This window comes from Pseudonocardia alni (genome assembly GCF_002813375.1).
Classification (GTDB): domain Bacteria; phylum Actinomycetota; class Actinomycetes; order Mycobacteriales; family Pseudonocardiaceae; genus Pseudonocardia; species Pseudonocardia alni.
In genome coordinates this window covers 1569405-1592511 of record NZ_PHUJ01000003.1, presented here as the reverse complement: position 1 = coordinate 1592511, position 23107 = coordinate 1569405, and the positions used below count along the sequence as shown (strand labels likewise).

Genomic DNA, 23107 nt, shown 5'->3' with positions numbered 1-23107 from the left:
TCAGCCCCCCGCCGCCGACAGCGCACTGCACGCCCCGCAGGCCGCGCAGCCCGCGGCCTGGTCGGCGCCACGCATCCCGGCGGCGCGGAGCACCGCGGCGACCCGGCCGGTGACGTCGGCGAGCAGGTCCGGGTCGGGAGCGGGAATCCCGTCGGCGAAGGCGAGGGTGCCGGGCAGCGGCCGGTAGGGGACGACGAAGGGGTACACCCCGGCCGCGACGAGTTCCGCGGCGCCGGCGACGAGCTCGTCGGGGTCCTCCCCGAGGCCGACGATCAGGTAGGTCGACACCGCGTTCGGGCCGAACACCCGCACGGCCTCGTCCCAGGCCGCCCGGTACTGGGACAGCCCGACGGTGGCCTTGCCGGGCATCCAGCGCCGGCGGACGTCGTCGTCGAGGGACTCGACGTGGATGCCGATCGCGTCGGCGCCCGCGGCGGCCAGCTCGGTGAGCACGCCGAGGTCGTCGGGGGCGGGCGGCTCGCACTGGACCTGGATCGGCAGCCCGGGGACGCGGTCGCGGACGGCGCGCACGCAGCGCAGCAGGTGCCGGGCACCGCGGTCACGACCGTTGGAGGTGCCGGTGGTCAGCACCATCTGGCGCACCCCGTCCAGGCGGACCGCGGCCTCGGCGACCTCCGCGAGCTGGTCGGGTGTCTTGACCGCCGTGGTGGCGCCGGACTCCAGGGACTGCTCGATGGCGCAGAAGCGGCACCGGTCCGCCTCGCCGTAGCGCACGCAGGTCTGCACCACGGTGGAGGCGAGCACGTCGTCGCCGTGCAGGCGGGCGATCTTCTCGTAGGAGATGCCGTCGGCCGTGGTGAGGTCGTAGAACGCCGGCCGGGCGACGCTGTCGACGGCGACGCCCATGTCGGTCACGCCGCCGCCGGGCTCGCGGCGCAGCAGCCGCCCGTCCCGGAGCCGGTAGGGGGAGTCGGCGACGATCGGGACGGTGGTGGCCAGCCCGTCGACGAGCACGTGGCCGTCGGCGGACGGCCCGGCCCCGCCGGGGCGGCGCAGCGGGATGACCGACCCGAGATCGGTCACGCCGGAGGGGCGCTCGGGTCCGGTGTCGGACACGGTGTCGGGGTCGAGCCCCACGCCGCGGACGGCCAGCTCGGCGCGGGCCCGCAGACCGGGCTCGGTACGGGACGGTGCGGACATGCGGACGGACCTCCGGGGATGCGACGGGCCGGGTACGGCGGGGTGCGACCGGTGCACCCGGCCGCACCGAGATGCAGCCCACGGCTGCCGCGACGGACGCCGGGGCGCCCTGAGCTGCATCTCGGTGCGGATCCGGGACGCGGTGGCGTCCCGCCGTCTCCTCAGAGCTGGTAGGTCGAGTTGATGATCGCGCCCTTGCGGGCGTAGTGGATGAGCGCGTCCTGGACGTCGAGCGGGTGCGTCGGGATGACGCCCTCGATCAGGTCCTCCTCGCGGGCACCGTGCAGCGACAGCCCGAAGCGGCAGCAGTAGACCTTGCCGCCCTCGCCGATGAAGGTCTTGAGCTGGTCGTTGATGTTGTGCTCGCCGGGGAACGCGGACGTGCCGGTCGTCGGGAAACCGCGGGTGGCCAGGCAGTTCAGCGAGCCCGGGCCGTAGAAGTACATGGCCGACTCGAAGCCCTTGCGCAGCGCACGGGTCGCCTGCAGCACGGCCACGAAGCTGACCGAGGACTCGTGGGCGATGCCGTGCACGAGGGTGAAGTAGGTCTCGCCGTTCTCGGCCTGCAGGTCCGGGAAGACCTTGGTGCCGCCGTAGATGCTCGAACCCTCGGGCAGCGAGGGGTGCGGGATCTCCTCGAGGCTCTTCTTCTCGACGTCGGACAGCTCGGCGCTGGTCATGGGGATGCTCCTCGTGGTGTGACGGATCCACGCCGGGATTAGGGGTGCGTGGGAGCGCCGGGGGAGGGACACTGCGAAGGAATCGGGCCCCACCGTTTCCGGCAGTGCCCACAACACCAGTGATCTGTTTCCGGAACGTTGAGAGCGGACTACGACGGCAATTCTTGATCAGCGCTTTGTGACCGTCGTGTTGCGTAACACGGGGCAATACTCCCGTCGTCCGAACGACACGATTCGGTAATACGACGGGTCGACCGTGGTGGCGTTCCCCGATCCCTCACGAGGAGGCCCCCATGACCGCGGTGATCCGGCGCGAGGACCGGCGCACCCCGCCGACCGAGCTCGACGGCGAGCACCGGACGGTGGTCGTCGTCGGCGGTGGACAGGCGGGGCTGTCGATGAGCCGCTGCCTGGACGTGCGCGGCATCGACCACCTGGTGCTCGAGCGCGACGTCGTCGCGTCGTCCTGGAAGCGGCACCGCTGGGACACCTTCAGCCTGGTCACGCCGAACTGGCAGTGCGACCTGCCGGACTTCCCCTACGCCGGGCCGGACCCGCACGGGTTCATGGTCCGTGGCGAGATCGTCGACTACCTGGAGGCCTACCGGGCGTTCGTCGACCCGCCGCTGCTCGAGGGCGTCGCGGTGACCCGGCTGCACCGCGACGACCGGGGGACCTTCGTCGTGGAGACCTCCGCCGGGACGTGCACCGCCGACCAGGTCGTCGTCGCCACCGGCGGGTACCACACGCCGCTCACCCCGCCGCTGTCCGAGCCGCTGCCGGCCGGCATCACGCAGATCGGGTCCCAGGACTACCGCAACCCCGGCCGGCTACCGCCGGGGGAGGTGCTGGTGGTCGGGTCCGGGCAGTCCGGCGCCCAGATCGCCGAGGACCTGCACCTGGAGGGGCGCAGGGTGCACCTCGTCGTCGGGCACGCGCCGCGGGTGGCCCGCTTCTACCGGGGCCGTGACGTCACCGACTGGCTCGACGAGATGGGCTACTACCGGATGCCGGTGACCCGGCACCCGCGCCGCGAGGCCGTGCGCGCCCAGGCCAACCACTATGTCACCGGGCGCGACGGCGGTCGCGACATCGACCTGCGTCGCTTCGCCGCCGAGGGCATGCACCTCTACGGTGCGCTGACCGACCACGCGGGGGGCCGGCTCACCTTCGCCCCCGACCTGGAGTCCTCACTGGACCACGCCGACGAGGTCGGCGAGTCCATCAAGGACACCATCGACGGCTGGATCGCCGAGCAGGGTGTCGACGCGCCGGTCGAGGAGCGCTACACCCCGGTGTGGCGTCCGGAGCGCGAGGTCACCGAGCTGGCGCTCGACGGTTCCGAGATCACCTCCGTGGTGTGGTGCATCGGGTTCCGGCAGAACTTCTCCTGGATCGACCTGGGGGTGTTCACCGGCCGTGGCTCGCCGGTGCACAGCCGGGGCACGACGGCCGTCCCCGGGCTGTTCTTCCTGGGCCTGCCCTGGCAGTGGACCTGGGGGTCCGGGCGGTTCTCCGGGGTGGGCGCCGACGCGGCGTTCCTCGCCGAGCGGATCCGCTCGCAGCGCGGCCTGACCTCGACCGGCGGCCGCGGCGACGTCTGCAACGTCCTCGCCCTGGGGTCCTGAGTGGACGATCCCGTCGACCCGTCCGACCTGGGGGGCGCCTCCGGCTGGGGGCGGGTCACGGCGCCGGCCGACGTCGAGCCGGAGCCGCCCTTCGGTGAGCGGTGGCAGGGCCGGGCCTTCGCGCTCACTGCGCTGACCATGGGTCGCATCTCCGGGCGCAACCTGGACGCGTTCCGGCACGCGCTGTCCCGGTTGGACCGCACCCGCTACCTCGACGACGGCTACTACGGCCGCTGGCTGCACGCCGCCGAGCTGATGCTCGTCGACTCGGGCGTCCTGGCGCGCGGCGCGGTGGAGGCACGGGCCCGGCGTGGTCGCGGCGAGGACGTGCCCGAGCCGGCCGACCCACCGGTCGCGAAGCCCGACTACGCGCCCACCGCGCCCGGGTCGCTGCGGACCGTCGACGCCGGGCCGCGCTTCGCCCCCGGCGACCCGGTCCGCGCCCGCCGCGAGCCCCCGGACGTCGCTCCGCCCGCACCGTCGGCGGGCCCGGTCGGCCGCGGGCCGTGCAAGCTGCCCCGCTACCTGCGCGGGACGCCCGGCGCCGTGACCGCGGTGCGGCCCGCACACGTGCTGCCCGACACCCACGCGGTGTTCGCCGGTGAGCACCCCGAGCACGTGTACACCGTCGCGTTCGCCGCGCCGGACGTGTGGGGCCCCGGCGCGGACCCGCACGTCACCGTGCACGCCGACCTGTTCGAGTCCTACCTGGAGCCACGATGACCGACGACGATCCCGGTCCGGCGCTGCGCACCGCGGCACTGGAGGAGCTGCTGGTCGAACGGGGGCTGGTGGACCCGGCCGTGGTCGACGGGTTCGTGCGCACCTACGAACGCGACGTCGGCCCGCTGAACGGCGCGACGGTCGTCGCCCGCGCCTGGAGCGACCCGCAGTTCCGGGAGTGGCTGCTGCGCGACGGCACCGCGGCCATCGCCTCGCTCGGGTTCACCGGACCGCAGGGCGAGCACATGGTGGTGCTGGAGCAGACCGAGCAGGTGCACCACGTCGTGGTCTGCACGCTGTGCTCCTGCTACCCGTGGCCGGTCCTCGGGCTGCCCCCGAGCTGGTACAAGGACCCCGCCTACCGGGCCCGGGTCGTGCGGGAGCCGCGGACCGTGCTCGCCGAGATGGGCCTCGACGTGCCCCCGGAGCGTCGGATCGAGGTGTGGGACTCCTCGGCCGAGGTCCGCTACCTGGTGCTGCCGCGCCGCCCCGCGGGCACCGACGGGCTCACCGCCGAGCAGCTCGCCGGGCTGGTCGGGCGGGACGCGATGGTCGGGGTCGCCGAGGCGGTGGAGCCGTCGTGAGCGCTCCGCTGCTCGACGTCGCGGGCCCCGCCGCCCCGCCGCGTGCCAACGGGGAGATGGTGTTCGCCGAGCCCTGGGAGGGGCGCGCATTCGGGCTGGCCGTCGCGCTCGCCGAGGCGGGGGTGTTCACCTGGGACGGCTTCCGCGACCGGCTGGTCGCGCGGCTCGCCGCCGACCCCGCCGCCCCCTACTACGGCTGCTGGCTCGCCGCCTGCGAGGACGCGCTCGTCGCCGTGGGTCGGCTGGGCGGGGCCGACGTGTCCACCCGCGCCGCGGGTCTCGCCGCCCGCCCGGCCGGCCACGACCACGACCACGATCACGATCACGACGGTCATGGTCACGTTCGGTAGAAGCACATTCACCGGTGGTGACCGAATGGGAGGTGACCGTATTCCCGCGCTCTACCCCATACGAATGCGGAACGGAACTGCGCCGACCCGATCGGGGCCGTGCGCGACCCGGCCGGTGTCACCGCTCGATAACCGATCATGTTTCCGCAGGGCCGATACCCCGGTGCGCGGATAGATTGGTGCCATGAGCGGATCCGGGTCGGTGGTCCTGCGGACCGTCGCCTGGTGTGCCGGGGTCCTGCTGGTGGGTGCCGGTGTGCTGGCCGCCGTCGTCGTCGGGTTCGGCGCGCTCGTCGCACCGGGGGAGGCGCGCGCGTCCCGCGAGATCGACCCGGCCACCGAGTTCGCCCGGCTCGCCGTCGACGACCCGCCCGCCGCGCTGCGTTCGTGCACCCCCGCCCGCGGGACCCTCGTCGACGCGCTGTCCGGGGCGCTCCCGGTCGGTGCGGTGCCCGGCGCCGACCGGTTCACCGCGACCGACGGGGACCTCACGTTCGTCTCGGCGCCGATCACCGGCACGCTGCGCGGCGCCGGGGACCGCGCCGTCTGGGTGTGGGGGCGGCAGGGCTTCGCCGCCGTCACCGACGACGCGCGCGCCCTCACTCCCGGGCTCCCCGGGCCGTCGCTCTACGCCACCGGCCCGGACGCGGCCGGCGCGGTCCGTTCCGCGACCTGCGTGGAGGCCGCGCAGCGCACCGACCGCTCCGGCAGCGCGCCGACCCAGGGCCCGGTCGCGCCGCGCTGAGACGGCTCAGTCGCCGGGCAGGATCAGGCAGCTCGACGTGGCCTCGCCCAGCAGCCGGCCCCCGGCGTCGGTCAGCTCGGCCCGCGCCAGCGCGGTGCGGCGCCCGGCCTGCACGACGTGGCCGGTGCACGTCACGGTGCCGGTGTCGACGGTGATCCGGCGCAGGAAGCGCACCGACAGGTCCAGGCTGGTGTAGCCGGTCCCGGCGGGGAGCGTGGAGTGCACCGCGCACCCGCAGGCGGAGTCGAGCAGCGTGGCGTACACCCCGCCGTGCACCGAGCCGATCGGGTTGTACTGGTGCTCGCCGGGTTCGAAGGCGAAGGTGACGCGCCCGTGCTCGGCGGAGACGGCACGGAACCCGACGAGGCTCGCGACGGGCGCCCCGGGGAGGCGGCCGTCGACGATCCGGCGCAGGTACTCCAGTCCGTCCAGACCGGACGCGGCGGCGGCGAGCACCATCGGGTCGGTCCACTCGTGCTCGCGGCGGCGCGTGGCGGTGGCCGGACCGGCCGTGGGTTCTGCTGCGGAGGTCATCGTGGCTCCTGCTCGGGGACGGGGGCTCCGGGGCCCGGTTCGAGGTGGACGTCGTCGCCGCGACCCAGGCGGTGTCCGGCGGTGCACACGCTCACCAGGCGCACCGGGGCACCACAGCCGGTGTGCACGCGGACCACGGGCGGGCCGGCGTCGCCGGCGAGGTGCCGGTCGCCGAAGTCCATGAGCGCGGCCAGGACCACGCCCAGGTCGCGGCCGCGGCGGGTCAGGCGGTACTCGGCGCGGGTCCGGGCGCCGGGCTCGCGGTAGTCCACCCGTTCGACGACGCCGTCGCCGACCAGCTCGGACAGCCGCCGACTCAGGACGGTGCGTGCGACGCCCAGGCCGCGGGCCAGCTCGTCGAAGCGGGCGACCCCGCGGCCGAGGTCGCGCACGAGCAGCACCGTCCACGGGTCGGCCAGCAGCGCCGCGGTGCGGGCCACCGAGCACACCTGGGACGCCGCCGCCGTCCGTGCGTCCATCTCCGCCTCCTGGGTGTCGCCGCGCTACTCAGGGGGCAGGGTAGCCCGGCGCGGTGGACGGCGACAGTGCCCGGTCCCGTCGTGCGCGATTGACCGTGCCCACAGCGGGAAGCCGGGAGGGGACAACGCACGAGCACGAGACCGAGGAGGAACCCACGGTGGCGAACGAACTGCAGGGCCGGACCGTCGCGATCCTGGCCGCGGACGGCGTGGAGAAGGTCGAGCTGGTCCAGCCCCGCGAGGAGCTGCAGAAGGCCGGCGCCCGGGTCGAGGTGGTCTCGCTGTCCACGGACCCGATCCAGTCGATGTCGGCCGACATCAACCCGGACGAGAAGCTCGACGTCGACCGGGCCGTCGCCGACGTGTCCGCCGACGAGTACGACGCCCTGGTGCTGCCCGGCGGCACCGTGAACCCGGACAACCTCCGGGCCGACGCCACCGCCGTGGCGTTCGTGAAGGCCTTCTTCACGGCGGGCAAGCCGGTCGGCGCGATCTGCCACGGCCCGTGGACGCTGGTCGAGGCCGACGTGGTGAAGGGCCGCACCCTCACGTCGTTCCCGAGCATCCGGACCGACCTGCGCAACGCAGGCGCGACCGTCGTCGACGAGCAGGTCGTGAACGACAAGGGCCTGGTCACCAGCCGCAACCCCGACGACCTCGACGCGTTCTGCGCGAAGCTGATCGAGGAGTTCGCCGAGGGGAAGCACCCGGTGCACCCGGAGGGTGCGACCGCCTGACCCACCCGCACGACGTCGACGGGCCCGGCATCCCGAGCGGGTGCCGGGCCCGTCCGCGTACCGGGTCAGCCCTCGACGGGGCCGGCCATCTGCGCGGCGTCCTCGGGGTGGTCGCGGCACCGGTCGGTGTCGGGGCGCGCCTCCAGCCGCTCGTCGTCGATCTGCTCGCCGCACACGTCGCAGCGTCCGTACTCACCCTTGTCCAGACGGGTCAGCGCTGCCCGGACCCGCGCGGTGCGGGCCCGGCGGGTGTTCTCGTCGAGGTCGTAGGCCATGGTCTCGTAGGCCCGCGCGCCCTCGTCGCCGAAGTCGAGACCCTCGCCGACGCGGTCGTCACCCGGCGCCGGCCGCTCGGTCACCGCCGAGCTGCCCTCCAGCTGGTCCAGTTCGTCGGTCAGCAGGGTGCGTGCCCGCTCCGCGTCCATCGGGTCTCCTCTCGTGCCGCGCGACCGGACGGCCGCACGGGGACCGGACTACCCCACCGGCGGGCGCGCACACGCAGCCGTTTCGCCCCGGGCGACGCGGGTAGGCGCGGCGTGGCCGACGGGTGCGGCCGTGGTCCCCCTTCGGCCGCACCCGCCGGCGCACCGTCCCGGCCCGTCGGCGGGCTCGTCCCGTCGCCGGTCACGGACCGATCGAGAGGGAGCCCCGTGTCCGACAGCCCGCCCGCCCAGCAGCAGAGCCCGCCCGGCGACACCGGCGCGATGGACCCCGGTCCCCGCGACGAGATGCGCGGTTACCAGGGCCGCGACCTGCTCGCCGGCACCGTCGCCCTGGTCACCGGTGGTGACTCCGGCATCGGGCGCGCGGTGTGCGTCGCGTTCGCCAAGGAGGGCGCCGACGTCGCCCTGGCCTACCTGGAGGAGCACGACGACGCCGAGCACACCGCCGGGCTCGTCCGCGCCGAGGGGAGGCGCTGCCTGACCCTCCCCGGTGACCTCGGGGACGCCGCGCACTGTGCCGACATCGTGCGGCGCACCGTCGAGGAGCTGGGCGCGCTCGACACCGTCGTGAACAACATCGCCACCCAGGAACCGGTCGACGCGCTCACCGACATCGAGGACGACGCCTGGCTGCGGACCTTCGAGGTCAACATCCACAGCTACTTCCGGGTGACGAAGGCGGCCCTGGAGCACCTGCCCGACGGCGGCGCGATCGTGAACACCGGATCGATCAACGGCCTGCGCGGGAACAAGAGCCTCATCGACTACTCGGCCACCAAGGGCGCGGTGCAGTCGCTGACCTACTCGCTCGCGCAGTCGCTGACCCCCCGCGGCATCCGGGTCAACTGCGTCGCCCCGGGTCCGGTGTGGACGCCGTTGATCCCGGCGACGATGCCGCCCGACAAGGTCGACGGGTTCGGCGAGCAGACCCCGATGGGGCGTCCCGCGTCCGCGGACGAGATCGCGCCGTCCTTCGTGTTCTTCGCGGCGCCGCGGCTTTCGTCGTACTACACCGGCGAGGTGCTCGCACCGGTCGGCGGGGAGACCCTGCCGGGCTGAGCGTCCGGGCCCCGCCGCGCCGGCGGCCCGGCGGGGCTCCTCAGTCGTCGGCCAGCCGCTCGCGCAGCCGCGCCAGGGTCCGTGACAGCAGCCGCGAGACGTGCATCTGCGAGATGCCCAGCTCGGTGGCGATCTGGGACTGGGTCCGGTCGCCGTAGAAGCGCAGGACCAGCATCCGACGCTCCCGTTCGGGCAGCTCGTTGAGTGCCGCACGCATCCCGGGGCCGTGCGCCGCGAGGTCCAGCGCCGGGTCCTCGGAGCCCATCCGCTCGGCGAGCGACAGGCCCTCACCGGAACCGTCGTCACCGACCGGCGCGTCCAGGGACTTGGCGTGGTGCGACTCCAGCGCACCGAGCGCATCGACGACCTCGCCGATCGGTACGCCGACCTCGGTCGCGATCTCCGAGGGGCGGGGCGGGCGGCCGAGCCGTTGCCCCAACTCGTCGGCGACCCGGCCGACGGTGACGGCGAGCTCCTTCAGGTCGCGCGGGACCCGCACCGCCCAGGAGTAGTCCCGCAGGTGGCGCTTCATCTCGCCGCGGATGCTCGGGACCAGGTAGCCGAGGGGGCCGCCGGTCGCCGACGACGGGTCGTAGCGGTCGACCGCCTTGACCAGACCGAGCATGCCGGCCTGCTCGATGTCCTCGACGCCCCGGCCGGGGGCGGCGAAGCGCCGGGACAGGTTGCGCACGAGTGGACGGAACTCGCGGATCACGTACTCGCGCAACGCATCGCGGCCCGGCGTGCCCGGTTCGGTCCCGGCCAGCTGGTCGAGATCGGGGATGAGGTCGTCGTAGCCCCGTCGGCCGTCGCGGGTGGTCGTCGTGGGCCGGGTGGAGAGAGTGGGACTCTGCATGGTCCCTCGCAATCGCCGATGGCAGGTGCGGGGTCCGCTGCACGGTTGAACGGATCTCGTGTGGACCGGTGGGCGGCGGACCCGCGTCGGCGGTGTCCTGCGTGCCCGGTGCCGGGAGCTCGACCGTAACCACGGCCCGGACGGACCACAACCCGGGGCGGGGGACCGCGGTGCGGTTCAGGCCCGGGCGTGCGGCGGCGTCACGAACACCGCGGTGTCGTAGTAGGTGCGCAGGGCGGTGACCGTGCCCGAACCGTCGTCGTCGGTGGCGTCGGTGAGATCGAGGACGGTGACACCGCGCACGGTCACCGGGCCGCCCCCGGCGAGTACGGCGTCGCTGTGCCATTCCAGCGCGACGGAGTCCCTGGTCTGCACAGCGTGGCGGAAGGTCGTCGCGACGTGGTCGAACGGGGAGAGGTACTCCTGCCAGAACGCTCCGAGGTCGGTGCGGGCCCCGCAGCCGTCGAGGCGCTCGGCCGTGGCGCCGTCGCGGAAGCGGGCGAGCAGGTCCTCCGCCCCGCCGTCCCGCTCGAACGCCTGCAGTGCGTCGGCGAAGGCGCGGACCCGCCGGTCGATGAGTGCCGTGTCGTCGGGGCCGGGGTGGTCCCCGCGCGGTGTGTCGCCGGGCGCGGCGCCGGCGGGTGCGGAGTCGTCCGGTGCGATGTGTCGCTGCATGGTGTGCGACTACCCGCCGGAGGCGTTCCGACCCGTCTCGGACCGGACGCGTCCGGCGGGCTGCCGGTGGGGCCGCGACACCGGCCCCGCCAGGTCCGCTCAGGCGTCGGTCTCGACGACGGTGGCGCCCTCGGCGGCGCGCTGGACCGCCTCGCAGCCCTTGTGGGCGGCCGACGTGCTCTCGTAGGCCTCGCCGACGGCGACGACCTGCCCGTTGCTCGCCTTCAGCCGGAACCGGAACTTTCCGCCCCGGTCCTCGTACACCTCGAACTTGCCTGCCACAGGGCCTCCCCGCCTCGATCGACCACCGCTGGTCGGTGCGGATGGGCGCGCACGTCAGCCCCGATGACGTCGTGACGGGCAACGGAGTGTGCCGCTCGACGGGGCGGGCCGGACAACCCTCCCGGCGTGTGAGGGTAGAGTCCGGTCCTTCGACGGTCCGGCCGGTGCACTTCCCGGGCCGTCCCGGCGGTGAGAGGAGGGTGTCGTGGGTCAGGACGACCGGCCCGCCGACCCCGATCGGGTACCGGTCACCCGGGTCGAGGTGCTGGACTTCGTGGGCGAGCTCTTCGGCCACGGCCCGGTACCGCGTGCGGCGCTGCTGGCCGCGGCCCGCGCCGAGGACGCCAGGGCCCGCCTGTACGAGGTGCTCGACGCCGCCCTGCCGGACCGCCCGCTGACCGGGCTGGACGACCTGTGGCGTTACGTCGACGTACCCGAGGACCTCGGCGCGGTGCGCGGACTGCCGTCGCCGCGCTAGTCGTCCGCGTCGCCGGTCCGCGGCTCGGACAGCGCCCGCAGCTCGCGGGAGAGCAGCTCCAGCCCGTGGATCCGGGCGTGCAGCGCCTCGATCTGCGACTCGGCGGCGGTGCGGTAGAGCGCCAGCCGGTCCCGGGCGTCGTCGCCGACCGGACGGCCCGCGTCGAGGTCGGCTCGGGCACCGTCGATCACCGCCATCAGCGCGCGGATCTGGTCCAGGCCGAGGTCGAGCGGCTTGAGCGTCTTGACGAACCGCAGGCGCTCGACGTCGTCCTCGGTGTAGAGACGGAAGCCGCCGGTGCTGCGGGCCGACGGCGTGACCAGCCCCAGCTCGTCCCAGTGCCGGATGGTGCGCAGCGACAGCCCGACACGCGTGGCCACCTCACCGATCTGCTGCACGACACCATCTCCCCTCGACCGTGCGGCCCCGACCGTACCGCCGGGCCCGGGCCGGTCTCAGCGGGCTCTCAGCGGGGCGGGCCTTCTCAGGGGCGCCACAGCGAACCGTCCCTACCGTCGTCGACATGCCGACTGCACTGGTCACCGGAGCGAGCCGCGGGCTCGGCGCCGTCTACGCCCACGAGCTCGCCGAGCGCGGATGGTCCGTCGTCCTCGTGGCGCGCGACGCCGCCCGCCTCGCCGACGTCGCCGAGCGGATCGGCCGCGCCACCGGCGCCATCGTCGAGGTCCTGCCCGCCGACCTCACCGAGCCGGCCGGGCTGGCCGCCGTCGAGCGCCGGATCACCGACCGGGACCTGCCGATCGAGCTACTGGTCAACAACGCGGGCGTCGAGACCGACGCGGTCTTCGCCGAGGCGCCGGTCGAGGCGCTGACCGGCGAGATCGACCTCAACGTGACGGCCCTGATGCGCCTCACCCGCGCCGCGGTCCCGGCGATGACCGCCCGCGGCCGCGGCGGCGTGCTCAACATCGCGAGCTTCGCCGGGTACCTGGCCTCGGGCGGCAACGCTTACGGCGCGTCGAAGTCCTGGGTGCTGGCGTTCAGCGACACCGTCGCAGCGTCGCTTCACGGCACCGGCGTCACCGTCACCGCTGTCGCCGCGGGCCGGATCCGGACCGACGACGACCCGCAGGGCCCGCTGTGGCTCGACCCCCGCGATGTCGTGCGCCGCTCGCTCGACGACCTCGCCCGCGGCCGCACGCTGTCCGCGCCGGGCTGGGTGTACCGGGCGCTGGTCGGCTACCTGGAGGCGCCGCGCACCGCGCTGCGGCTGGCCGCACGGGTGGCGGGCCGGGGCCGGGAGCGCTGCGAGCGCCTGGAGCGGGGGAGCGGGCACACCCGGCCGTCGCCGGTCCCGACGCCGTTCCGTGACGCGCCCGCCCCGGCCCGGCAGCCGGCTGTCACGGTGCACGAGGTGGGCCCGGCGACGCCGGTGCCGCCGGTCCTGCCCGAGGAGCCGGCGCGGCCCGCGCACGTCGCCGCCGCGACCTTCCCGGCGCCGCGCGTGTCGGGTACCGGCCCGCTGCCTGTCGTGACCCGTCCGGCCGGGACCGGGACCGGGACCGGGGCCGCCCCGGTCCGCCCGGCCGCCGCGCGGGCGGCCGCCTCCGCGACGGCCCGCGCCGCCGTCCGCAGGTTGCCCGCCGCCCCGCGTCCGGTGCAGCCGGCCCGCGACGCCGCGACCGTCCGGCTCGCCGCAGGTTGAGGCCCGCGCCACGCTCGCCGGTCCCGCGGCCACCCTGCGGGCCCACGACGACGGCGCTGCCCGGGAGGTCGTCGGCGGAAACGGACAGATGTGACGAGGCTCGCGTACCCCCCACTGTCGGAACCCGGGGCCATGCCCTAGCGTTCTGCACAGTCGAAGGGGAGTACTCCCGAACACGGCGTCGCCGTCATCACGGCACCGGCCCGAGCCGGTCCCGGTTGCGCCGGTCCACCGCGGTCACCGCGGCGGGCGGAGGAGACCTTCAGCGTCCCTACCTGCGCTGGAGGACCCCGCCGTGAACGTTCCCCTCTGGGCGTGGCTGGCCACGCTCGCCGTCGTCGTCGGCATGCTCGTGTTCGACTTCGTCGGGCACGCCCGTGACCCGCACGAGCCCACGCTGCGCGAGTCGGCGATCTGGTCGGCCGGCTACATCGCGATCGCCCTGCTGTTCGGCGTCGGTGTCGGCGTCTTCTCGGGCTGGCAGTACGGCGGCGAGTACATGGCCGGCTGGCTGACCGAGAAGGCCCTGTCGGTCGACAACCTGTTCGTCTTCCTGCTGATCATGACCAGCTTCGCGGTGCCGAAGGTGCACCAGCAGAAGGTGCTGCTGATCGGCATCGCGATCGCGATCGTCATGCGCGGTGCGTTCATCGCGGTCGGCGCGGTGATCATCGAGCAGTTCGTCGCGGTCTTCTACCTGTTCGCGGTCATCCTGTTCTGGCTCGCCTGGTCCCAGATCCGCGAGGCGATGTCCTCCGACGACCACGAGCAGGCCGACGCCGGTGACTCGAAGCTGATCCGCCTGGTCCGCAAGGTGCTGCCCACCTCCACCGAGTACGACGGCGCGAAGCTCGTCACCCGCGTCGACGGCAAGCGGCTCCTCACCCCGATGGCGCTGGTCATCGTCGCCATCGGGCTGACCGACCTGCTGTTCGCGTTCGACTCGATCCCGGCGATCTTCGGCCTCACCCAGGAGCCGTTCCTGGTGTTCACCGCGAACGCCTTCGCCCTGCTCGGCCTGCGCCAGCTGTACTTCCTCATCGGTGGGCTGCTGGAGCGCCTGATCTACCTGGCGCACGGCCTCGCGGTGATCCTGGCGTTCATCGGCGTGAAGCTCACCCTGCACGCGCTGCACGAGAACAACGTGCCGTTCATCAACGACGGGCAGCCGGTGCCGGTGCCCGAGGTGCCGATCTGGCTGTCGCTGCTGGTCATCACCGGGACGATCGCCGTCGCCGCCGTCGCGAGCCTGGTCGTCTCCCGGCGCCGCGCCGCGGCCGCCCCGGCAGCCCCGGAGGTCGCCGGACCCGACACCGACGGTGCGGACGACGCGACCGTGGACGCGGATCAGATCCCCAGCACCACCCGGGCGACCGAGAAGTAGATCAGCAGCCCGGTCGCGTCGACGAGCGTCGTGACCAGGGGAGCGGACACCACCGCCGGGTCGATCCCGACCCGGCGGGCCAGCAACGGCATCGTCGCGCCCACCGTCGCCGCCCAGCCGCAGATCGCCACCAGCGTCACCGCCACCACGACGGCGACCTGGACCCCGACCAGCAGCGACGCGACGGCCAGCCCCAGCGCACCGAGCAGGGTGCCCAGCAGCAGCCCGACCCGGAGCTCCCGCCACACCACGGCGGGCAGGTCGGCCAGGCGCACCTCCCCGACGGCGATCGCCCGGACCGCCGCCGACGCGGACTGGGCACCGGCGTTGCCGCCGGTGCCCACGAGCAGCGGGATGAACAGCGCCAGCGCGGTGACCTGCTCGAGTGCGTCCTCGAAGATCTGCAGCACGTTGACCGTCAGCACCGCGGCGAGCAGCAGCACCGCCAGCCACACCGCGCGGGTGCGCGCCAGCTTCGTGACCCGCACGTACATGTAGTGGCCCGACCACGGCGCCGCGCCGGACTGGCGGGCGACGTCCTCGGTGTCGGCGCGCTCCAGGATCTCGACGGCGTCGTCGATCGTCAGCAGGCCCAGCAGCCGATCCTCCGAGTCGACGACCAGCAGGTCGAGCAGGTTCGCCTCGCCCATCAGGCGTGCGGCGTCCTCGGCGGCGTCGGTGGCCCGCACCCGCGGCGCCCCGTCGTCGACGAGGTCGGCGACGGCGACGTCCGGCCGGGCCAGCACCAGGTCGCGCAGCGAGACGGTGCCGATCACCCGGCGCCCGGCGTCGGTGACGGCGAGGGTGTACACGGTCTCGGCCTGCGCACCCTTGCGCCGCACGACGGCCAGCGCCTCGGTGACGCTGCTGTGCAGCGGCACGGCGACGGTCTCCGGCGTCATCACCCGCCCGACCGAGCCGTCGGGGTAGCCGAGCAGCGCCGCGGTCATCGACCGTTCCCCGGCCGACAGCCCGGCCAGCACCCGGTTCGCGACCTTGGCCGGCGCCTCGCCGAGCATCCGGGCGCGGTCGTCGGGGTCCATGTCCTCGACCAGGGCGGTCACCGCGTCGTCGCGCAGCCCCGCCAGCAGCTCCTGTTGGTCGACCGGGTCGAGCTCCTCGAACACGTCGAGCGCGCGGTCCTTGCCGAGCAGCCGGAACACCCAGCCCGCGTCGACCGGTTCCATCCGGGCCAGCGCGTCGGCGATCTCGTGGGCGGGCCGTCCGTCGAGCCGGTTGAGGACTCCGGCGGGGTCGTGGCGTTCGACGAGATCGGTCCAGCGTTCCATGCGGACGATCCTGCCGCCGGGTCCTGCAGCGTGCAGCGGCGGGACTATGTCCGTTTCGGTAGGATCGGTGACGTCTACCGCACATCCCGGATGACCGCCCCCGGGAGCGGGAACCCGGTCGGTGGCACCGAGGAGGTCACGATGTCCGTCACACCCCCGCCCCTGCCGCCCCCGTCGCCCGGCGGCGGGACCGGCGACCCCGACCCACGCCCGGTGGCGCGCCCCCTGGACCGCGACGAGGAGCTCCGGCTCTCCGGCCTGGAACAGGAGCTGCGCCGCTCCGACCCGGAGCTGGACACCGAGCTGACCGCACCGCACCGGCCCACGCGCGCCGCGGGCGGCCGCGCGGACCGGATCCTGCAGGCCGTCGCGATCACCGTGATCGTGCTGGTGATCGTGCCGGGTGACTGGGTCGCCGGGCTGCTGTCGTTCGGGCTGCTGCTCGGGATCCCGGCCGCGATGGCCTGGATCGCCGTCCGGGCACACCGGGAGAACGCCGCCCGGGAGCAGGCCGAGGGCCGCGACGACGAGCGCACCTGACCTGCGCCCGGTGCGGCGGGAGCGCGGTCAGGTCGTGGACGGGGCCGCCGTCGCCGCCTCGGTCGGGTCGGTCGTCGAGCGGACGGCCGGGAGCCCGAGGTGCTCACGCAGCGTCGTCCCGGTGTACTCGGTGCGGAACGACCCGCGCTCCTGCAGCAGCGGCACGACCCGGTCGGCGAACTCGTCGAGCCCGCCCGGGGTGACGTGCGGGACCAGCACGTAGCCGTCCGCGGCGTCGGACTGCACGGCGTCGTCGATCGCGTCGGCGACCGTCCGCGGGCTCCCGACGAAGGTGTGCCGGCCGGTCACCTCGATCACCGTCTCGCGCAGGGACAGGTTCTTCTCCGCGGCGAGGGCGCGCCACTGGTCGGCGACGGCCTTGGGGTCCCGGTACTGGCGCACGCTGGCCCGGCCCTTCGACACGAGCTCGCCCTCGACCGGGTCGAACTCCGGCAGCGGGCCGTCCGGGTCGCGCCCGGACAGGTCGGTGTTCCACAGCTGCTCGGCGAACACGATCGCGGTCTGCGGGCTGACCTGCTGGGAGCGGATCACCTCGGCGCGCTCGGCGGCCTCGGCGTCGGTGTCGCCCAGCACGTACGTCGCGGCGGGCAGGATCTTCAGGTCGTCCCACGCCCGGCCGTAGCGGGCGAGGCGGCCTTTCACGTCGGCGAGGAACGCGCGTCCGGCCTCCGGCTCGGCGTGCCGGGAGAAGATCGCGTCGGCCGACGCGGCGGCGAACTCGCGACCCTCCTCGGAGTCACCCGCCTGCAGGATCACCGGGCGGCCCTGCGGGCTGCGCGGCAGCGAGAACCGGCCGTGCACGTCGAACTGGTCGGAGGTGAAGGCGAACTCCCCGCGGTCGTCGGGACCGGTGCGCGAGTCCCAGATCGCGGCGGTCGCGGCCAGCTGCTCCTTGGCCCGGGAGTAGCGCTTCTCCTTCGGCAGGAAGCCGCCGCGGCGGAAGTTCTCGCCGGTGAACGCGTCCCACGAGGTCACCACGTTCCAGGCGGCCCGGCCGCCGGACAGGTGGTCCAGCGACGCGAACTGGCGGGCGACGTCGTAGGGCTCGGTGAAGGTCGAGTTGATCGTCCCGGCCAGGCCGAGCCGGTCGGTGACCGCGGCCAGCGCGGACAGGACCGTGAACGTGTCCGGGCGGCCCATCACGTCGAGGTCGTAGATCTCCCCGCGGTGCTCGCGCAGGCGCAGGCCCTCGGCGAGGAACAGGAAGTCGAACCTCGCCCGTTCGGCCGTTCGCGCGAAGTGCGCGAACGACTCGAACTCGATGTGGCTGCCGGACGCCGGGTCGCTCCACACGGTGGTGTTGTTGACGCCCGGGAAGTGTGCGGCCAGGTGGATCTGCTTGCGCGCCATGAACGGCCTCCCGAGGGGTTCAGCGGTCTCCTACCGGTGCAACACCGTGCGGCCGGTCGTGTTCCCGCCCGGCGTGGTCGCGGACGACGGAGGCCCCGACCCCGCGGGTCATCGCTTGCCGGCGCTCCAGGCGTAGGGGAGGTCGGTGCCGTTGAGGACGTGGTCCCCGATCGTCTGCAGCTTGTAGATCAGCGGGTTGTGCGTGGAGATCACCCGGGCGTTGCGCCAGTGCCGGTCCAGGCGCAGCTTCTCCGAGGTGATCGACGCGCCACCGACCTCGAACAGCTGGGTGGTGGCGTCGAGCACGGCCGGGACGACGGCGGCCTGGGCGTGGGCGACGTCGAGCTCCACGCGGTCGAGCAGATCGGGGTCCTCCCCGCCCGCGTCGAGCAGCCGGTCGAGCTGGTCGGCGATGGTCAGCACCAGGGCCCGCGACGACCACGCCGCGGCGGACAGCCGCCCGACGACCTGCTGCACCAGGGGGTCGTGGCGGGGCAGGTCGGCCGCGGCGTGGGTGAAGGTGCGGGTGCGCTCCCGCACCCAGCCGGCGACGTCGTCGGTGGCGCGCCGCGCGATGCCGGCCAGCACGGCGAGCTGCACGAGCTGCAGGTAGGACGTGCCCCAGGACCGGCCGGCGGAGCCGTAGCCCGGACCGAGGACCCGGTCGGCGGGCACGGCGACGTCGGTGAACACGGTGGTGCCGCTGGCGGTGAGGCGCTGGCCGAAGCCGTCCCAGTCGTCGTGCTGGACGACTCCCTCGGCATCGCCGTCGACGAGCACCGAGACCCGCTCGCCGTCGAGGTCGGCGGCGACGAGGATCCGGTCGGAGTAGAGGCTGCCGGTCGAGTAGTACTTCGTGCCGTTCAGCCGGTAGCCGCCGGCGCCGTCCGGGGTCAGCGCGGTCCGGTAGCGGTCGATCGCGCCGACGCCGGGCTCGGTGATGGCGTTGCCGACGAGCTCACCCCCGGCGACGGCGGCCAGCCGGGCGTCGCGGTCCGGGCCCGGGGCGGCGAGCAGCAGGTCGTCGACGTACCACCAGTGCACGCGCAGCGCCTGCGGCAGGTTCGACTCGGCGGCGGCCAGGTCGACGAGCAGCCGGAACTGCTGGCGGACGGTGGCGCCGTAGCCGCCGAGGTCGACGGGCAGCCGCAGCGCGCCGAAGCGTTCGGCACGCAGGGCGGCGACCTCGTCGTGGGCGAGCGCGCGGCCCTGCTCGCGGGCCACCGCGCCCTCGGCGATCCGCGCGAACACCGGCGCGAAGACGGCGTCGAGCTGCTCGTCGGTCCAGGCGGTCCGGCCCGCGCGGCCGTCGGTGCCGGCGGGGGCGGGGGAGGTGGTGGTCATGGATGGTCCTTCCGGAGAGGGGCGACCGGCGGCGCGCGGCGGTGGGCGACGACGGCGGGGCCACGGCGGGGTGCGCGGGCCGGACGGGCGCGCGCGGAGCGGGACGGGTACCGCCCGGGAACGACTCGGGAGGTCGCCTCGGGACGACGGCTCAGGGTCGACAGAGTGCCGACGCCACGCGCGCGAGGTCGACATGCCCCCGCGTGGTCAGCAGCACCGATCCGGTCACGGTCGCCACGCTAGCCGTCACCCTCGGCGCCGCCCAAGCCTCCGGCGACCCGGATCACTCGCGTCCTGCCTGGTGGGAGCCGTGGTCACGGCCGTCCGGACAGGTGTCCCGAGGTGTGAGAGAGCTACTGTGGACAGTTCGTGGTGCATGGACGGGACGGCGTGCCGATCCTGCGGGCGTCGCCCGGGTCAGACGGTGAGCGCCAGCCCCCGGGCGCGCAGGACCCGTCGCTCCAGCGGGCGGAAGACCAGCAGCTCGACACCGATGCCGACGATGAGGATCAGCAGGATCGCGGCGAACACCTGCACGATGTCGTTCACGTCGGCGCCGTTCTTCAGATAGGCGCCGAGCCCCACGCCCAGCGCCGGACCGGCGGCGATGATCTCCGCGGCCATGAGCGACCGCCAGGAGAACGCCCAGCCCTGCTTGCAGCCGGCCAGATAGCCGGGCAGCGCCGCGGGGAGCAGGACGTAGCGGGCCATCTGGTAGCCCGTCGCGCCCAGGACCTGGCCCGCCCGGGGCAGGATCGGCGGCACCTGGTCGATGCCCGCGACCAGGCCGTTCGCGATCGAGGGCACCGAGCCGAGCAGCACCACGAAGAAGATCGTGGCGTTGGTCAGCCCGAACCACAGCACCGCGGCCGGCACCCAGGCCACCGAGGGCAGCGACTGCAGACCGGTGAGCAGCGGGCCGATCGCCGCACGCACCACCGGCACCTTCGCGACCACCACACCGAGCGGGGTGGCGATCACCAGGGCGAGCAGGAAGCCGAGGGCGGCCCGGCTGACCGAGGTCCACAGGATCGACCAGATCTCGCCGCTGGCGACGGTCTCGCCGAACGCGGCGGCCACGTCGGCCGGGGCGGGCAGCTTGTACTCGGGCGTGACCGCCGAGGCCCATACGAGCTGCCAGACCACCACGATCACGACGAGCGCCACCAGCGGCGGCAGCCAGGTCCGCAGGAACCGCTGCCACCACGGTGTCGTCCGCTCGACCGGGGTGTCGAGCGCGTCGAGCCCGGCGACCGCGGCGGCGGAGTCCCGGTCGTTCTCGACGACCGTCATCGAGGAGTCCTCACGCGGCATGGCTGGTGATCACCTGCCGCAGTCGTCCGGTGATGTCGTCGTGCAGCTCGGCCTGGGCCTCGGCGTCGTGGCCGTCGGCGGGCACCGTCCACTCCCGCACCACGGTGCCGGGCCGCGAGGACAGCAGGACCACCCGCTCGGCGAGCCGGACCGCCTCGCGGACGTCGTGGGTGACGAACACGATCGTGGTGCCGGTGGCCCGCCAGACGCGCAGGAGCTCGCCCTGCAGGACGTCGCGGGTGATCGCGTCGAGGGCCGCGAACGGCTCGTCCATCAGCAGCAGCCCGCCGGTGCCCTGGTCCTCGCCGAGACCGGTCGCGGCGGCGAGTGCCCGGGCCAGTGACACGCGCTGGCGCATGCCGCCGGACAGCTCGTGCGGACGTTTGCCGCCCATGCCCTCCAGGCGCACCAGCGACAGCAGCTCCTCGGCGCGCTCCTGCCGGGCCGACCGGCCGTGCCCGGCGAGCTTGAGCGGCAGCTCGACGTTGCGCAGCGCGGTCAGCCACGGCATGAGCGCGGCCTCCTGGAACATGAACGACGGCCGGGCGGACCCCACCGTGACCTCGCCCGCCGTCGGGGCGTCGAGCCCGGCGAGCAGGTTCAGCAGCGTCGACTTGCCACAGCCGGACGCGCCGAGCACGCAGACGAACTCGCCGGCGCCGACCTGCAGGTCGATCCCGTTGAGTGCGGTCACCGCACCCGGCCCGGTGCCGAAGGTCTTGGCGACCCCGGACAGCGCCACCGCGGTGTCGCGGGTCCGGGGACGTCGGGTGGTGAGGTCGACGGTCATCGGTGGGTTCCCCTCGTGGGTGGTGGTGTCAGTTCCGGGCGGCGAGGCCGGCCGGGTCCACGGCGGCCTCCCCGGAGCTCGTCCGGACGGCATCGACCGCGGTCGGGTCGAGGAAGCCGGTCAGGTCCGCCTCGCTCTTCGCGATGCCCGCCGTGACCGAGTCCTTCGCCAGCTGGGGGAAGGTCGAGGCGAGCGGGTCGGAGTCGAAGGACAGCTCGGTGAACGCGCGGTCGAGGATGGTGGCCGCCAGCGGCTTGCCGGTGATCTCGCCGATCGCCTCGTTGGAGACGGTCTTCGCCTGCGCGGGGTCGTCGCGGATGAGGGCGATGGCCTTCTGCTCGCCGCGCAGGATCGCCTCGACGGTCTCGGGGTGCTGCTGGAGGAACTCGGTCCGGACGATGACGACGGTCGTCGGGAACTTCCCGCCGGGCCACAGGGACTTCTCGTCGACCAGGACCTTCGCCCCGGCGTCGACCAGGCGCGAGCTCCACGGCTCGGGCAGCCAGCCGCCGGCGACCTTGCCCTGTTTGAACAGGTCGAGGGTCTGCGGGTTCTCGATGTTCTGCACCGTCACCGCGTCCGGACCCTGCCCGATCGGGAGCTTGTTCTCCGACAGCCAGGTCTTCAGCGCGATGTCCTGGGTGTTGCCCAGCTGGGGCGTCGCGATGATCGTGCCCTTGAGCTGCTCGGGCGAGGTGATGTCGGGCCGGGTGACCAGCTGGGCGCCGGCGGAGGTGGAGCCCGCGACGAGGCGCACGGCCTCGCCGTTGGACTTGGTGAACGCGTTGATCGCCGGGCCGGAGCCGATGAACGCGACGTCGATCGAGCCGCCGAGCAGGGCGTTGACCTGGTCCGGACCCGCGTTGAACGTCTGGGGGACGAGCGTCGTGCTCCCCAGCTCGGCGGCGAACAGGCCCTGCTTCACGCCGACGAGGGCGGGGGCGTGGGTGATGTTCGGGAAGTAGCCGAGGCGGACCTCGGTCGCGGGGGAGGTGGCGCCCGCGGCGGTGGTGCTCTCCTCGGCGCGGGAGCATCCGGCCAGCAGCCCGACCGCGGTGAGGAGCGCGAGCAGGACGGCGGCGGTGCGCGCCCGGGATCCGGCGCGCAGGACGTGCGGGGACATCGCGGAACGGGGTCCTTCCGTGGGGATGGCGGGCGGTCGGGGACGACCGCGGCGCGCCGGGGCCGGCGGGCCCTGGAAGGGCGTGCCGGGGTTCGGGACGGGTGGCGGGCCGGAGTGGTGTCCGGCGGGCGGTTCCCGGTCCGGCGGGTGCGTCGCACGCCGGGGGCGTGGCGTGACGGCCTGCGGGACGGGGACCGGTCAGCGACAGAGTTCGCTGTAGGCGGGGGCGCGCCGGCTCGGCCAGAACGGCTCCAGGCCGGTCGGGCGCAGGGGCACCGCGTGCCACGCGGTGCGCGCCTGCCGCTGGGGGACGGGGGCCGCCGCGTCCCCCACGAGCCGTGCGGGGCGCGAGGGCCGCCGCTGGCTCGTCGTCACCCGACCAGGGTGCGCGGTGGTCACCTCTCCGGACAACCCGGAGTCCACCAACCAGGAACGGTTGCGAGCTGTCCGGACACCTTTCGCGGCATCCGGGTGATGATTCCGCAGGTCGGGAGGTGTGCTGCGGTGCGGGTCACTCGATCGCGATGCGGGTTGACATCGTCGGGCACCGGATACCTACAGTCGGGACGCACACCATCCGGAGCGGCCGAGAGACCCGGCTCGACGACGCCGCAGCAACCCCCCGCCACAGGCGGGTGCGGGTGCTCCAGCCGGGTCCGATGGAGGATCCCATGCGCTCGGTCGCCGAGCAGGTGCGCGCCGCGCACCATCCCCGGTACCGCCGCCACGTCGACCTGATGCGGGTCGCGGGCGCCACCTGTCGGGCCTGACCGGCGTCCCGCCGGGCACCCCCGCCCACCCGACCCGCCCCGGCCGTCCACGACGGCCACCCGTCCCGGCCGCCGCGTCCCGCGCCGCCCCGACGTCCTTTT

At 74.2% G+C, this 23107-nt stretch carries 29 protein-coding genes; 12 read left to right on the top strand and 17 right to left on the bottom strand.

The genetic code is table 11. The annotated features are described in order from the left end of the window. Together ATL51_RS08250 and ATL51_RS08245 are read right to left on the bottom strand one after the other, a co-directional pair. On the bottom strand, window positions 1-1161 hold the full coding sequence (locus tag ATL51_RS08250; RefSeq protein ID WP_100878223.1) for an MSMEG_0568 family radical SAM protein: 1161 nt from the start codon (window positions 1159-1161) through the stop codon (window positions 1-3). Between the two features lie 161 nt (window positions 1162-1322). Then, window positions 1323-1841, bottom strand: coding sequence for an MSMEG_0572/Sll0783 family nitrogen starvation response protein (locus ATL51_RS08245; RefSeq protein ID WP_062396325.1), 519 nt, complete (start codon window positions 1839-1841; stop codon window positions 1323-1325). 293 nt (window positions 1842-2134) lie between these two features. Here ATL51_RS08245 and ATL51_RS08240 point away from each other — a divergent pair, with 293 nt between their 5' ends. From ATL51_RS08240 to ATL51_RS08220, 5 genes are all read left to right on the top strand, one after another. Further along, the gene (locus tag ATL51_RS08240) at window positions 2135-3469 is read left to right on the top strand and encodes an MSMEG_0569 family flavin-dependent oxidoreductase (protein WP_100878222.1); all 1335 of its coding nucleotides are present in this window, start codon (window positions 2135-2137) and stop codon (window positions 3467-3469) included. Further along, a complete protein-coding gene (locus ATL51_RS08235) occupies window positions 3470-4192 on the top strand; it encodes an SH3-like domain-containing protein (RefSeq protein ID WP_100878221.1) in 723 nt (240 codons plus the stop codon). Then, window positions 4189-4776, top strand: a complete 588-nt coding sequence (nthA, locus tag ATL51_RS08230; protein WP_100878220.1) for a nitrile hydratase subunit alpha — start codon at window positions 4189-4191, stop codon at window positions 4774-4776. The genes ATL51_RS08235 and nthA overlap by 4 nt, the downstream gene beginning before the upstream one ends. Continuing rightward, complete coding sequence (locus ATL51_RS08225) at window positions 4773-5126, top strand: nitrile hydratase accessory protein (RefSeq protein ID WP_301548944.1); 354 nt, start codon at window positions 4773-4775, stop codon at window positions 5124-5126. The genes nthA and ATL51_RS08225 overlap by 4 nt, the downstream gene beginning before the upstream one ends. Before the next feature lie 184 nt (window positions 5127-5310). Beyond that, entirely contained in the window at window positions 5311-5871 is a 561-nt protein-coding gene (locus ATL51_RS08220) for a hypothetical protein (RefSeq protein WP_157818270.1), read from the top strand. A gap of 6 nt (window positions 5872-5877) precedes the next feature. Here ATL51_RS08220 and ATL51_RS08215 read toward each other — a convergent pair whose 3' ends face one another. Together ATL51_RS08215 and ATL51_RS08210 are read right to left on the bottom strand one after the other, a co-directional pair. Next, complete coding sequence (locus tag ATL51_RS08215; RefSeq protein WP_100878218.1) at window positions 5878-6405, bottom strand: PaaI family thioesterase; 528 nt, start codon at window positions 6403-6405, stop codon at window positions 5878-5880. Continuing rightward, window positions 6402-6884, bottom strand: a complete 483-nt coding sequence (locus ATL51_RS08210) for a winged helix-turn-helix transcriptional regulator (RefSeq protein WP_100878217.1) — start codon at window positions 6882-6884, stop codon at window positions 6402-6404. The genes ATL51_RS08215 and ATL51_RS08210 overlap by 4 nt, the downstream gene beginning before the upstream one ends. 158 nt (window positions 6885-7042) lie before the next feature. On the opposite strand from ATL51_RS08210, the gene ATL51_RS08205 reads away from it, so the two are divergent. Continuing rightward, window positions 7043-7621 carry a type 1 glutamine amidotransferase domain-containing protein gene (locus ATL51_RS08205; RefSeq protein ID WP_073574369.1) on the top strand — a complete coding sequence of 193 codons (579 nt, stop codon included), beginning with the start codon at window positions 7043-7045 and terminating at the stop codon, window positions 7619-7621. 65 nt (window positions 7622-7686) lie between these two features. Here the strand turns inward: ATL51_RS08205 and ATL51_RS28955 are convergent, their stop codons facing one another. After that, entirely contained in the window at window positions 7687-8046 is a 360-nt protein-coding gene (locus ATL51_RS28955; protein ID WP_208622945.1) for a TraR/DksA family transcriptional regulator, read from the bottom strand. 279 nt (window positions 8047-8325) lie between these two features. Between ATL51_RS28955 and ATL51_RS08195 the strand changes: the two genes are divergently transcribed. Then, the gene (locus ATL51_RS08195; protein WP_073574461.1) at window positions 8326-9123 is read left to right on the top strand and encodes an SDR family oxidoreductase; all 798 of its coding nucleotides are present in this window, start codon (window positions 8326-8328) and stop codon (window positions 9121-9123) included. A gap of 40 nt (window positions 9124-9163) precedes the next feature. On the opposite strand, the gene ATL51_RS08190 is transcribed toward ATL51_RS08195, so the two are convergent. From ATL51_RS08190 to ATL51_RS08180, 3 genes are all read right to left on the bottom strand, one after another. Further along, a complete protein-coding gene (locus tag ATL51_RS08190) occupies window positions 9164-9979 on the bottom strand; it encodes a SigB/SigF/SigG family RNA polymerase sigma factor (RefSeq protein ID WP_073574367.1) in 816 nt (271 codons plus the stop codon). Between the two features lie 177 nt (window positions 9980-10156). After that, entirely contained in the window at window positions 10157-10654 is a 498-nt protein-coding gene (locus tag ATL51_RS08185; protein ID WP_100878216.1) for a nuclear transport factor 2 family protein, read from the bottom strand. A 99-nt stretch (window positions 10655-10753) separates the two neighbouring features. Then, window positions 10754-10936: a YegP family protein gene (locus tag ATL51_RS08180; protein ID WP_100878215.1), complete on the bottom strand. Its 183-nt coding sequence runs from the start codon at window positions 10934-10936 to the stop codon at window positions 10754-10756. A 205-nt stretch (window positions 10937-11141) separates the two neighbouring features. On the opposite strand from ATL51_RS08180, the gene ATL51_RS08175 reads away from it, so the two are divergent. After that, window positions 11142-11414, top strand: a complete 273-nt coding sequence (locus ATL51_RS08175) for a hypothetical protein (protein WP_100878214.1) — start codon at window positions 11142-11144, stop codon at window positions 11412-11414. Here the strand turns inward: ATL51_RS08175 and ATL51_RS08170 are convergent. After that, window positions 11411-11812 carry a MerR family transcriptional regulator gene (locus tag ATL51_RS08170; protein ID WP_100878213.1) on the bottom strand — a complete coding sequence of 134 codons (402 nt, stop codon included), beginning with the start codon at window positions 11810-11812 and terminating at the stop codon, window positions 11411-11413. The genes ATL51_RS08175 and ATL51_RS08170 overlap by 4 nt on opposite strands. A 125-nt stretch (window positions 11813-11937) precedes the next feature. On the opposite strand from ATL51_RS08170, the gene ATL51_RS29340 reads away from it, so the two are divergent. Further along, window positions 11938-13080, top strand: a complete 1143-nt coding sequence (locus ATL51_RS29340; protein ID WP_100878212.1) for an SDR family NAD(P)-dependent oxidoreductase — start codon at window positions 11938-11940, stop codon at window positions 13078-13080. A gap of 295 nt (window positions 13081-13375) precedes the next feature. Continuing rightward, the gene (locus ATL51_RS08160; protein WP_100878211.1) at window positions 13376-14464 is read left to right on the top strand and encodes a TerC family protein; all 1089 of its coding nucleotides are present in this window, start codon (window positions 13376-13378) and stop codon (window positions 14462-14464) included. Here ATL51_RS08160 and mgtE read toward each other — a convergent pair. Continuing rightward, on the bottom strand, window positions 14428-15753 hold the full coding sequence (gene mgtE / locus ATL51_RS08155; protein ID WP_100878210.1) for a magnesium transporter: 1326 nt from the start codon (window positions 15751-15753) through the stop codon (window positions 14428-14430). The genes ATL51_RS08160 and mgtE overlap by 37 nt on opposite strands. A 141-nt stretch (window positions 15754-15894) precedes the next feature. Here mgtE and ATL51_RS08150 point away from each other — a divergent pair, with 141 nt between their 5' ends. Next, complete coding sequence (locus tag ATL51_RS08150; protein ID WP_157818269.1) at window positions 15895-16293, top strand: DUF3040 domain-containing protein; 399 nt, start codon at window positions 15895-15897, stop codon at window positions 16291-16293. A gap of 27 nt (window positions 16294-16320) precedes the next feature. Here the strand turns inward: ATL51_RS08150 and ATL51_RS08145 are convergent, their stop codons facing one another. The 7 genes from ATL51_RS08145 to ATL51_RS28065 form a co-directional block, all read right to left on the bottom strand. Next, complete coding sequence (locus tag ATL51_RS08145) at window positions 16321-17664, bottom strand: NtaA/DmoA family FMN-dependent monooxygenase (RefSeq protein WP_100878208.1); 1344 nt, start codon at window positions 17662-17664, stop codon at window positions 16321-16323. Window positions 17665-17772: 108 nt separating this feature from the next. Then, complete coding sequence (locus ATL51_RS08140) at window positions 17773-19008, bottom strand: acyl-CoA dehydrogenase family protein (RefSeq protein ID WP_100878207.1); 1236 nt, start codon at window positions 19006-19008, stop codon at window positions 17773-17775. Between the two features lie 151 nt (window positions 19009-19159). Next, window positions 19160-19225, bottom strand: a complete 66-nt coding sequence (locus ATL51_RS29845) for a putative leader peptide (protein ID WP_374210257.1) — start codon at window positions 19223-19225, stop codon at window positions 19160-19162. Window positions 19226-19425: 200 nt separating this feature from the next. Further along, entirely contained in the window at window positions 19426-20322 is an 897-nt protein-coding gene (locus ATL51_RS08135) for an ABC transporter permease (protein ID WP_100878206.1), read from the bottom strand. Next, window positions 20312-21112, bottom strand: a complete 801-nt coding sequence (locus tag ATL51_RS08130; RefSeq protein ID WP_100878205.1) for an ABC transporter ATP-binding protein — start codon at window positions 21110-21112, stop codon at window positions 20312-20314. Before ATL51_RS08130 ends, ATL51_RS08135 begins: the two co-directional genes overlap by 11 nt. 28 nt (window positions 21113-21140) lie before the next feature. Next, window positions 21141-22235 (bottom strand): ABC transporter substrate-binding protein, encoded by a 1095-nt coding sequence (locus ATL51_RS08125; protein WP_100878204.1) that lies wholly within the window; start codon window positions 22233-22235, stop codon window positions 21141-21143. Between the two features lie 198 nt (window positions 22236-22433). Beyond that, a complete protein-coding gene (locus ATL51_RS28065; RefSeq protein WP_157818268.1) occupies window positions 22434-22610 on the bottom strand; it encodes a hypothetical protein in 177 nt (58 codons plus the stop codon). A gap of 296 nt (window positions 22611-22906) precedes the next feature. Between ATL51_RS28065 and ATL51_RS29680 the strand changes: the two genes are divergently transcribed. After that, window positions 22907-23005: a putative leader peptide gene (locus tag ATL51_RS29680; RefSeq protein ID WP_322789665.1), complete on the top strand. Its 99-nt coding sequence runs from the start codon at window positions 22907-22909 to the stop codon at window positions 23003-23005. The last annotated feature ends 102 nt before the right edge of the window (window positions 23006-23107 follow it).

What these genes read in the sequence shown, in the direction of transcription:
- ATL51_RS08215 (WP_100878218.1), bottom strand. Translation starts at nt 6,405, where the DNA reads ATGACCTCCGCAGCAGAACCCACGGCCGGTCCGGCCACCGCCACGCGC.
- ATL51_RS08130 (WP_100878205.1), bottom strand. Translation starts at nt 21,112, where the DNA reads ATGACCGTCGACCTCACCACCCGACGTCCCCGGACCCGCGACACCGCG.
- ATL51_RS08245 (WP_062396325.1), bottom strand. Translation starts at nt 1,841, where the DNA reads ATGACCAGCGCCGAGCTGTCCGACGTCGAGAAGAAGAGCCTCGAGGAG.
- ATL51_RS28955 (WP_208622945.1), bottom strand. Translation starts at nt 8,046, where the DNA reads ATGGACGCGGAGCGGGCACGCACCCTGCTGACCGACGAACTGGACCAG.
- ATL51_RS08250 (WP_100878223.1), bottom strand. Translation starts at nt 1,161, where the DNA reads ATGTCCGCACCGTCCCGTACCGAGCCCGGTCTGCGGGCCCGCGCCGAG.
- ATL51_RS08125 (WP_100878204.1), bottom strand. Translation starts at nt 22,235, where the DNA reads ATGTCCCCGCACGTCCTGCGCGCCGGATCCCGGGCGCGCACCGCCGCC.
- ATL51_RS08135 (WP_100878206.1), bottom strand. Translation starts at nt 20,322, where the DNA reads ATGCCGCGTGAGGACTCCTCGATGACGGTCGTCGAGAACGACCGGGAC.
- ATL51_RS08145 (WP_100878208.1), bottom strand. Translation starts at nt 17,664, where the DNA reads ATGGCGCGCAAGCAGATCCACCTGGCCGCACACTTCCCGGGCGTCAAC.
- ATL51_RS08240 (WP_100878222.1), top strand. Translation starts at nt 2,135, where the DNA reads ATGACCGCGGTGATCCGGCGCGAGGACCGGCGCACCCCGCCGACCGAG.
- ATL51_RS08140 (WP_100878207.1), bottom strand. Translation starts at nt 19,008, where the DNA reads ATGACCACCACCTCCCCCGCCCCCGCCGGCACCGACGGCCGCGCGGGC.
- ATL51_RS29340 (WP_100878212.1), top strand. Translation starts at nt 11,938, where the DNA reads ATGCCGACTGCACTGGTCACCGGAGCGAGCCGCGGGCTCGGCGCCGTC.
- ATL51_RS29680 (WP_322789665.1), top strand. Translation starts at nt 22,907, where the DNA reads ATGCGCTCGGTCGCCGAGCAGGTGCGCGCCGCGCACCATCCCCGGTAC.
- ATL51_RS08220 (WP_157818270.1), top strand. Translation starts at nt 5,311, where the DNA reads ATGAGCGGATCCGGGTCGGTGGTCCTGCGGACCGTCGCCTGGTGTGCC.
- ATL51_RS08210 (WP_100878217.1), bottom strand. Translation starts at nt 6,884, where the DNA reads ATGGACGCACGGACGGCGGCGGCGTCCCAGGTGTGCTCGGTGGCCCGC.
- ATL51_RS08185 (WP_100878216.1), bottom strand. Translation starts at nt 10,654, where the DNA reads ATGCAGCGACACATCGCACCGGACGACTCCGCACCCGCCGGCGCCGCG.
- nthA (WP_100878220.1), top strand. Translation starts at nt 4,189, where the DNA reads ATGACCGACGACGATCCCGGTCCGGCGCTGCGCACCGCGGCACTGGAG.
- ATL51_RS08190 (WP_073574367.1), bottom strand. Translation starts at nt 9,979, where the DNA reads ATGCAGAGTCCCACTCTCTCCACCCGGCCCACGACGACCACCCGCGAC.
- ATL51_RS08150 (WP_157818269.1), top strand. Translation starts at nt 15,895, where the DNA reads ATGTCCGTCACACCCCCGCCCCTGCCGCCCCCGTCGCCCGGCGGCGGG.
- ATL51_RS08195 (WP_073574461.1), top strand. Translation starts at nt 8,326, where the DNA reads ATGGACCCCGGTCCCCGCGACGAGATGCGCGGTTACCAGGGCCGCGAC.
- mgtE (WP_100878210.1), bottom strand. Translation starts at nt 15,753, where the DNA reads ATGGAACGCTGGACCGATCTCGTCGAACGCCACGACCCCGCCGGAGTC.